Here is an 8,146-nt window from a genome sequence, read left to right as displayed (position 1 = left end):
ACTAAGACACCACGTTTGTTTTTTTAAGGGAGAACTGTCGATGAGAGTTGAATCGTGCCTGCCGTGGCGGCGTGGCCCGCTGACGTTGGCGGTGCTCGCCGTGGCGTGCCTTGCCGTGTGGAGCTTCGCGTTCTCGCCGGCGCCTGCCGAGGCCGGACCGGCCGGAGCGTTGCAGATTGCTGTTTGGACTTTCGACCGCGGCAACGCCAAGGTTTTCGCCAACCCGGACATCTATGCCGATTATCGAGACAAATTTCCCGAACTGGTGGTCGGTGACGGAGGCCAGTTGCCGTGGGTGGTTGAATATGACGTGGAGTTCCCCGTCGACGCCACTTACACGCTTCACGTCCGTTACGGGTCGCCCGAGAAGCGCCCGATGGACGTTTGGCTCGACGGCGAGAAAATCGGCACGTGCTGCGGACGCGTGACCGGCAATGCGCCGCCCTACCCGGACCGGCATCCTGCGCACAATCGGCCCAGAGATGCAGAGGGCCTTCACGGTGTGGAGTGGGAAGAGGCCTGCAAGCTGCCGGTCACCAAAGGGAAGCACACGCTGAAATTCAGCCGGGAAGGGTTGGCCCCGCGTTTGAGCGCCTTGCGGCTGGATTCGCCGGTAGCCTTTCCGAAGGATTGGAAGCCGGCTGAGCGGAAAGTGAAGTTTGACAGCATCGAGCCCGCCCTCCATAGGATCTTCCTGCCGCGGGGCAGCGTGAACGTCGCGGCCCTGCGGTTGGCCATTGAAGACGTGATTGCCGAATACGGCCCGGGCTATCCGAAGGGGCCGGAGTATCTGAAGCAATTGGCCGAGTTGGACCAGAAGCAGAAGGCGGCCCAGGGCGGCACGCCGGAGCAGAAGCAGCCGATCGAGGATGCGCTCAAAGTGCTTCAGCGCGACGCCATGCTGGCCCATCCGGAGATGAAGTTCGACAAACTCTTGTTCGTCACGCAAATCCATGAAGGCGTGAGCATTTACACCGGGCACCTCCGCAATGGCAATCCGGGCGGCAATCTCTGCGTCCTTTCGCCGGTGTCCCCCGACGGCAAAGTGACCAAGTTGGTGCCGGAACTGGACGGCGGGGTGTTCGGCCGCTTCGACCTGTCGTTTGACGCCACCAAGGTCGTGTTTTGTTATACCAAGAATGGCGGATCCTACCGCATCTACGAAATCGACATTGATCCGAAGACGGGGCTCAGGGCAGGCGGTAACAGCCTGCGACAGATCACGGTCGACGGAGCCGACGAGGCGGAGACCATCCAGCGCTACGGGCGCGGCTATGACGATATGGACCCGTGTTATATGCCCAACGATAAGATCATGTTCTCTTCTACGCGCGCCCAGCGGGCGGTCCTCTGTGCCCCTGTGACGGCAAGCACCTTGTTCGTCATGGACGGCGACGGCAAAAACATGCGTTGTATTTCCGCCGGCCAGGTCAACGAACTGGCCCCATGCCTGCTGGACGACGGCCGGGTGGCCTACACCCGCTGGGAGTACGTGGACAAGGGATTCGGCAACGCGCAGAGCCTTTGGGCGGTTCGTCCCGACGGCAGCGGCTCCGACCACATCTATAAAAACACGGTCGTCCGGCCGGGCGCGATGATCCACGTGCGGAGCATTCCGGGCAGCCGGAAGATTGTGACGGTCGGGGTGGGACACCACGGGGGCTTGGCCGGTCCGGTGTTGATTATCGATAGTGACAAAAGCCGGACCACCGGAGAGGGGATGACGAACATCACGCCCGAGATCGACATGCCGGGCCTGTACCCTGGGGTAGGCAATGGCTGCTGGTTCAGGGAGCCCCACCCGTTTTCCGAAAAGTTCTTCCTCATTTCACACAATGCCACTCAGGGCACTGAGAAGGTGCGCTTCGGTATTTACACGCTGGACGCGTGGGGTAACCGGGCCGAACTTTATCAGGACCCGCAGTTTTCCTCGTTCCAGCCCACCCCGCTTCGGCCGCGCCTTAGGCCCGTGAATATTCCCCCCGTTGGCGGCACGGACGAGACAGTTGCCCTGACGGATAAGACGAAAGAAGGCACGCCGGCCACGATGTTCATCCGGGACATATACCGAGGGATGACGGGCATCGAGCGCGGAAGGGTGAAGTATGTGCGGGTGATGGAGGCCATGACCCTGTCCTGGCTTGATGGCTGGCGGTCGGGCAAACAGGAAGATGGCGGCCCGGGCATGCAGGCATCGGCGGTTAGCTACGGCGCCGATCCCGCGATCAAGAAGATTCACGGCATCGCGGCGGTCCACGAGGATGGATCGGCCTTCTTCACGGTCCCACCCAACACAAACCTCTTCTTCCAGGCGCTGGATGAGAACTACATGGAATTGCAGCGGATGCGCACCTTCATCAACCTGATGCCGGGCGAAAAGAGATCCTGCATCGGGTGCCACGAGCCCCGCACCTCGGCTCCACCGCTGCAAGTCGGCCGACCGATGGCCATGAACAGCCCAACCGAGACGCTCCGCCCTCAGCCCGGCGACACAGGCCCTCGCTCCGTGCACTACGCCCTGGATATTCAGCCGATCTTCGACAAACACTGCATCAACTGCCACGGCGGCCAGCAGCCCAAGGCCGAGTTGGACCTTACCCGTGAGTTGACCGAGAAGTTCAGCCGCTCCTACGAGACCTTCTTCAAGAAGCAGTTGGTCAGCTATCTCGAGGGCGGCTTTGGCAGCGCCAATATTGCGGCCGAGCCGCCGCTGACGTTCGGCTCGCATCAGAGCAAGCTGGTCGAGCGGATTCGCAAGGACCCGTGCAAGGCGAATCTCACGCGCGAGGAGTTCATCAGGATCGTCACCTGGATCGACGCCAACGCCCCGTACTACGGCACCCATGAGGGCAAGAAGAACCTGAAGTGGAAGGATGAACCGGACTTCCGGCCGCTGCCGCTGGCCGGGAAGTAGAACAGCCGGTTACACGTGTTGTATGGAGGCTCCTTTACTCCTTCTTTGCTCCCACCTCCGGCGCCAGCACCACGCGAAAACCGAGAGAATTCCGGCGGCAATTCCGGTGACATAGAACTTATCTCCTCTTTCCCGGCTTCGGCCCCGGTTCGCAGGGTCCCTCGCTGCACGGAAACGCCTCAAATCCCCTTAACTTAATGCCATTGATGGGTGTCCCCGGAACTTCCCCGGAACTCCCGGAACTCCCGCAGGCTCTTGCCGCAATTCCCTTACGGGGCCTCCATGAGCACGATGTAGCCGCGCCAGGTCGTCAGCAGGACGTCAGCCTTGCCGTTGCCGTCGAGGTCGGGCCGCTTCGGGCCCGCGCATTCGACGCCCAGCGGAAAATTTTCGCCGATCCCGGCGATGGCGTACAGGCGCTTTCCCGCGCCGGTCCAGACCTCCCAGCCGGCGCCGGCGCTGAGCAGGATCTCCGGAGTCCCGTCGCCGTTCCAGTCGCCCGAGGTCACCCAGCCCGTGGGGATGTCCTTGCACCAAGCGGGCGTGCCCGCGTTGCTCCACATAATCAGCCCGCCCCCGCCCCGTGTTTTGCCGACGGCCGCCAGTTCCATCCCCGGCCGCGAGGGGTCGAAGTCGCCCAGCGTCGCCCTCTGGAGGTGGTCCTTGCCCGGGCGGGCATACGTCCACTCCCGCACGAGTTTGCCCGTCCGCCCGTCGACGCAGACGACGGGCCCGCGCATGGCAGCGCAGCCGTCGCGGTCGTACACGATCTCGCGATTGCCGTCGCCGTCCACGTCGCCGCAGAGGATGAAGTCGCTGTGATTGCGGCAACTCGCGTCGGCCCATCGCAGTTTTCCGTCGCCTCCCAGTGCCAGGAACTTGCCGTTCAGCGAGATGTACACCTCGTCCAGCCCGTCGCCGTCGGCGTCGTAGTGGGCCATCTCATGCCCATACAGGTCCTGGTTGTCGATGGGGTACGTCCAGACCTTCCGGCCGGCCGGGGCGTAGCATGTCACGTCGCGGTCCACCCGGCAGACCACGGCGAAGCGTTTGCGGTCCAGAAAGTGCCCGACCACCGAGACCTGATAGTTGTTGCGGCACTTCGGCAGGTCGATTTTCCACTTTGTCTTTCCGGCGTCCGCATCCAGGCACCAGAGTTGGCGGTCGACGTTGAAGACGACCTCGAACTTTCCGTCGCCGTCCAGGTCCTCGACGGCCATGCCGCTCTCGTTGCCCACCCCGTCGTTGACCCGCTCGCAGGTCCAGATCCGCCGCCCGTCCTGGTCGTAGCGGACTATGCAGCGGCTGTCCTTTGTCCCGGCCGAGACGATCAGGTCGATCTTCCCGTCGCCATCCACATCGCGGGCGTTGGCCAGCCACTCGTCGGGCTCCTGGCCGTGAAGGTCCCAGGCGATCTTAATCCCCGGCACGGCCGCGAGGTCCGCCGCCGAGTTGACCTTGGCCATGTCCACGCGATAGACCGGCCCGAACTCGTCGGCCTCGACGGTGAAGGCCTTGCCGCCCTCTGCCGCCCTGGCGGGCGCGACGAATGTCAGCAGCAAGGCCACGCAGGCCGCCCACCAGGCCGCCCGCACCATCCCGCCTCGTCTGTTCATGATCCTGATAGGAAATTTGATTGGGCGTGGGAAGCGGCGGGGGCCCGGGGGGCGGAGGGGGTTGGGTGGAGGGGGGTCGTAGTCGATCATCTCGGTTCTCCTGAATGTCCGGTGTTAATAGGAAATCTGGAGCGAAAGGAGTCAGGTACTTTTTTGCCTTGGTTCTGGTTGCCGAAAGCGTTGTCGCAAAAAAGTACCTGACACCTTTCCCCTCCTGTCTTTGCTTACGAGTCGAAGAATACCCGACCTGCCCCCCTTCTCAAGAACAAAACATTCACGATGGAACCCGCGGGGTTTTGCGGATAAGACTTGACGGCCCGCGCGGGGGGAGGCATCATGCATGCGGGCGGTGATATGACCGTCGGGCGCGGGGGGTGCAGGGGAACGGCGTCCCGGGGCCCGCCACAGGCGGGTAAAATTCGCCCGCCACGGGCGGGTAAACTGCGCTCATCCCCGGGCTTTCAACGGCGCGACGGGCGGCTAAACGTGGCATGGGGAGAGCCCTTCATGAGACCGGTTGTCCGCGAAACCCGCCTCGAAGGCCTCACGGCTCGCCGAGGAAAGGTCCGCGATGTGTACGACCTGGGGAAGCGGATCCTCATCGTCGCGACCGACCGCATCAGCGCCTACGACGTCGTCATGCCGACCGGCATCCCCGACAAGGGACGCGTCCTCACGCAACTCAGCCTGTGGTGGTTCGAGTTTCTGTCGGACGTGACGGCCAACCACGTCGTCACGAGCGACATGGGCCGGATGCCCCAGGCCGTCCGCGCCCATGCCGATGTGCTCGAAGGCCGCTCGATGCTGTGCAGAAAAGCGGACGTCTTTCCCGTCGAGTGCGTCGTGCGAGGGTATCTGGCGGGGTCGGGCTGGCGGGAATACGAGGCCGAGGGCACGATCTCAGGGAGGCGGCTGCCGAAGGGCCTCGCGCAGTGCGACCCCCTGCCGGAGCCGATCTTCACCCCGGCCACCAAGGCCGACAGCGGACACGACGAGAACATTTCGTTCGACCAGGCGGCGGGAATCATCGGCAAGAAGGCGGCGACGGTGTTGCGGGACCGGAGCCTCGCGGTTTACCGGAAGGCCGCCGACTACGCCCGCGAGCGAGGCATCCTCATCGCGGACACGAAGTTCGAATGGGGCGAAGCCGACGGCGAAATCATCCTGGTGGACGAAGTTCTGACGCCGGACTCGTCGCGATTCTGGCCGGCCGACTCCTACGAGCCGGGCCACGACCAGCCGAGTTTCGACAAGCAGTACCTGCGCAACTGGCTCGACACGCTGGATTGGAACAAGACGCCGCCCGGACCCGAACTGCCGGACGACATCGTCTCGAACACCCGCGCGCGGTACGTCGAGGCGTACGAGCGGCTGACGGGGAAACGGTTCGAGTAGCACTACTACGCTGTGTTTTTCAACGCAGCCCAGAGGGCCCCTTTCTTACATGGGGAGAGCGCCGAGAACGCAGAGAACGGCACAAATTGGGTAAAGACGAAAAGGGAAGGCGGGCGTTGTTGGCTGCTGTTGGTTGTTACCCAGGCCTCGGCTTTCTCCGCGGTCTCCGCGTTCTCTGCGGTGAGATGGCGTTGTAGAAGTAGCCTCGGGCAAGGAGAGTCCTCTTGAGCGAACTGGTGGTGCGAACGGCGGGCGAATCCCATGGGCCGGCGATTGTGGCGCTCGTCGAAGGGTTTCCCGCGGGTGTCGCGGTGGACGTCGCGCGCATCGACGCGGACCTGGCGCGCCGGCAGGGAGGTTACGGGCGGAGCGAGCGACAGAAAATCGAAAAGGACCGCGTCGAGATTCTGGCGGGGGTGCGGCAAGGGCGGACGCTCGGCAGCCCTATCATTCTGGTGATCCGCAACCGGGACGCGCGGCTCGAGGAAGCACCGCCACTCTTGCGGCCGCGACCCGGACACGCGGACCTGGCCGGGGCGCTGAAGTATCTCGAACCCGACATGCGAAACATTCTGGAGCGCGCGAGCGCGCGGGAAACCGCCGGCCGCGTCGCCGCCGGGGCCCTCGCGAAGGGCCTGCTGGCGGAGTTCGGCATCGGGGTTCTCGCCTACGTGGTCCGCATCGGGCCGGCCGCGGCCAAGGCGCCGGACCGCCTGGACGAGTGCCGTAAGTGCCGCGACAAAAGCGACTTATATTCACCCGACCCGAAGGCGGACGCCCGGATGAAGGCCGCCATTGACGAGGCCCGCGCCGCGGGCGATACGCTCGGCGGCATTATCGAGTGCGTCGCCACGGGCCTCATGCCCGGCCTCGGCAGCCACGTCCAATGGACGCGGAAACTGGACGGGCGACTGGCGCGGGCCGTGATGAGCATCCAGGCGATCAAAGGCGTCGAGATCGGCCTGGGTTTCGCGGCGGGCGAACGCCCGGGCAGCCAGGTGCACGATCCGATCTTCTTCGACGCTTCGCAGCGCGAAGGGCCGGGGCTGGGTTTTGTCCGGCCGACGAACGGCGCCGGCGGGTTGGAGGGCGGCATGACGACGGGCCAGCCGCTCGTCCTCCGCGCCGCGATGAAACCGATCGCGACCCTCAAGACGCCGCTCGCCTCCGTGAACCTGAAGACGAAAGCGCCCGAGCCAGCCGCTTACGAACGCAGCGACGTGTGTGCGGTTCCGGCGGCCAGCGTGATCGTCGAGGCGGTGGTGGCGACGGAACTGGCGGCGGCGCTCGTCGAGAAGTTCGGCGGCGATACCTTGCGCGAAATGAAGGCTTCCTACGAGGCGTGGCGGCGGGCGGCCTTGGAACTCTGAACCACCCACGAGCGAAGATGGCCCTACGAAAGAAGCACGTCCGGCGAATCGTGTTCGTCCTGCTTTTTCTGCTGGTGCTCGGGCCGCTGGCGCTCCTCGCGCTCTACGGCTCGTGGGTCGGCAGCGGCGGCATGAATGCGGAGTACGGCCGTCGCCAGCCACATTGAACTCCTCTGGCGCGCGGGACCCGGGCACCTTGCCGTAGTCCTGGAGGACCTCGAGGCCGAGGCGAACGAGTTCGGGTGGTACGTTCGCGCGGCGCGGGGCACCGTGAAGATCGCGGGTTCTGATCCGGAGGCCACGCTGGCCGCCATCAATCAGCGCCTGGTCCAAGCGGAGACAGCGTCGCCGCTCGTGTCGCTCGTCGTCGAACGCCTCGATGCGGATTTGGACCTCGGCCCGGCGAGGCTCACGGGCGAGGTTGCCGCCGTCGCCCTGAGCGACACCAGAATCTTCCGCGTGACAATCTTCCCGCCGCTCAGCGCCGAGGCGGTCCGGTCGAGCACGGATACTCTCCTCGCTCCGAAGTGGACTGTGGCCATGTTTCTCGACCCGGCGTCGGACCGGGGGGTGTTCGGCGGCCTGAAAGTGGACGCCAAAGATGTGCCGGCCGCTGAGATCCGGCAACTTCTGGGCGAACCGAAGGAAGAGGCAAGCCGGACCGCGGGGACGTTCGACGTGAGCGTCCGCTGGCACTGGCCGGAGGGCGAGGCCGACAAGGCCACCGTTGCCGTGCGCGGCCGCGACCTCGAACTGGCGGATTGGACGCGAGACGTGCCCGGCGGCCCCATCACCGGCAAGGTTCCAGTGGACGCCGACTACACGAAGACAGGGGCCGGCCCCGGCCAGTT

The 8,146-nt window shown here is 64.7% G+C and carries 6 protein-coding genes; 5 read left to right on the top strand and 1 reads right to left on the bottom strand.

Going from position 1 to position 8,146, the window contains the following annotated elements; translation table 11 throughout:
- The first annotated feature begins 40 nt into the window (after positions 1-40).
- Positions 41-2,914: a hypothetical protein gene (locus NTX40_08195; GenBank protein ID MCX5649058.1), complete on the top strand. Its 2,874-nt coding sequence runs from the start codon at positions 41-43 to the stop codon at positions 2,912-2,914.
- A gap of 269 nt (positions 2,915-3,183) precedes the next feature.
- On the opposite strand, the gene NTX40_08190 is transcribed toward NTX40_08195, so the two are convergent.
- The gene (locus NTX40_08190) at positions 3,184-4,530 is read right to left on the bottom strand and encodes a PQQ-binding-like beta-propeller repeat protein (GenBank protein MCX5649057.1); all 1,347 of its coding nucleotides are present in this window, start codon (positions 4,528-4,530) and stop codon (positions 3,184-3,186) included.
- Between the two features lie 507 nt (positions 4,531-5,037).
- Between NTX40_08190 and NTX40_08185 the strand changes: the two genes are divergently transcribed.
- From NTX40_08185 to NTX40_08170, 4 genes are all read left to right on the top strand, one after another.
- The gene (locus NTX40_08185; protein MCX5649056.1) at positions 5,038-5,925 is read left to right on the top strand and encodes a phosphoribosylaminoimidazolesuccinocarboxamide synthase; all 888 of its coding nucleotides are present in this window, start codon (positions 5,038-5,040) and stop codon (positions 5,923-5,925) included.
- 233 nt (positions 5,926-6,158) lie between these two features.
- Complete coding sequence (gene aroC / locus NTX40_08180; GenBank protein MCX5649055.1) at positions 6,159-7,295, top strand: chorismate synthase; 1,137 nt, start codon at positions 6,159-6,161, stop codon at positions 7,293-7,295.
- Positions 7,296-7,312: 17 nt separating this feature from the next.
- Positions 7,313-7,462 (top strand): hypothetical protein, encoded by a 150-nt coding sequence (locus tag NTX40_08175; GenBank protein ID MCX5649054.1) that lies wholly within the window; start codon positions 7,313-7,315, stop codon positions 7,460-7,462.
- Positions 7,431-8,146 (top strand): hypothetical protein (locus NTX40_08170; GenBank protein MCX5649053.1); only part of this gene is annotated, 716 nt, incomplete at its 3' end. The genes NTX40_08175 and NTX40_08170, both read left to right, overlap by 32 nt.

It is taken from the genome of Planctomycetota bacterium (assembly GCA_026387035.1).
GTDB lineage: Bacteria > Planctomycetota > Phycisphaerae > FEN-1346 > FEN-1346 > JAPLMM01.
Note: the sequence above shows the minus strand (reverse complement) of the source record. Positions and strands in the feature narration are given on the sequence as shown.

Excerpts from the sequence above, each read along its gene's own strand:
- NTX40_08195 (MCX5649058.1), top strand. The coding sequence starts at position 41 with ATGAGAGTTGAATCGTGCCTGCCGTGGCGGCGTGGCCCGCTGACGTTG.
- NTX40_08190 (MCX5649057.1), bottom strand. The coding sequence starts at position 4,530 with ATGAACAGACGAGGCGGGATGGTGCGGGCGGCCTGGTGGGCGGCCTGC.
- NTX40_08185 (MCX5649056.1), top strand. The coding sequence starts at position 5,038 with ATGAGACCGGTTGTCCGCGAAACCCGCCTCGAAGGCCTCACGGCTCGC.
- NTX40_08175 (MCX5649054.1), top strand. The coding sequence starts at position 7,313 with ATGGCCCTACGAAAGAAGCACGTCCGGCGAATCGTGTTCGTCCTGCTT.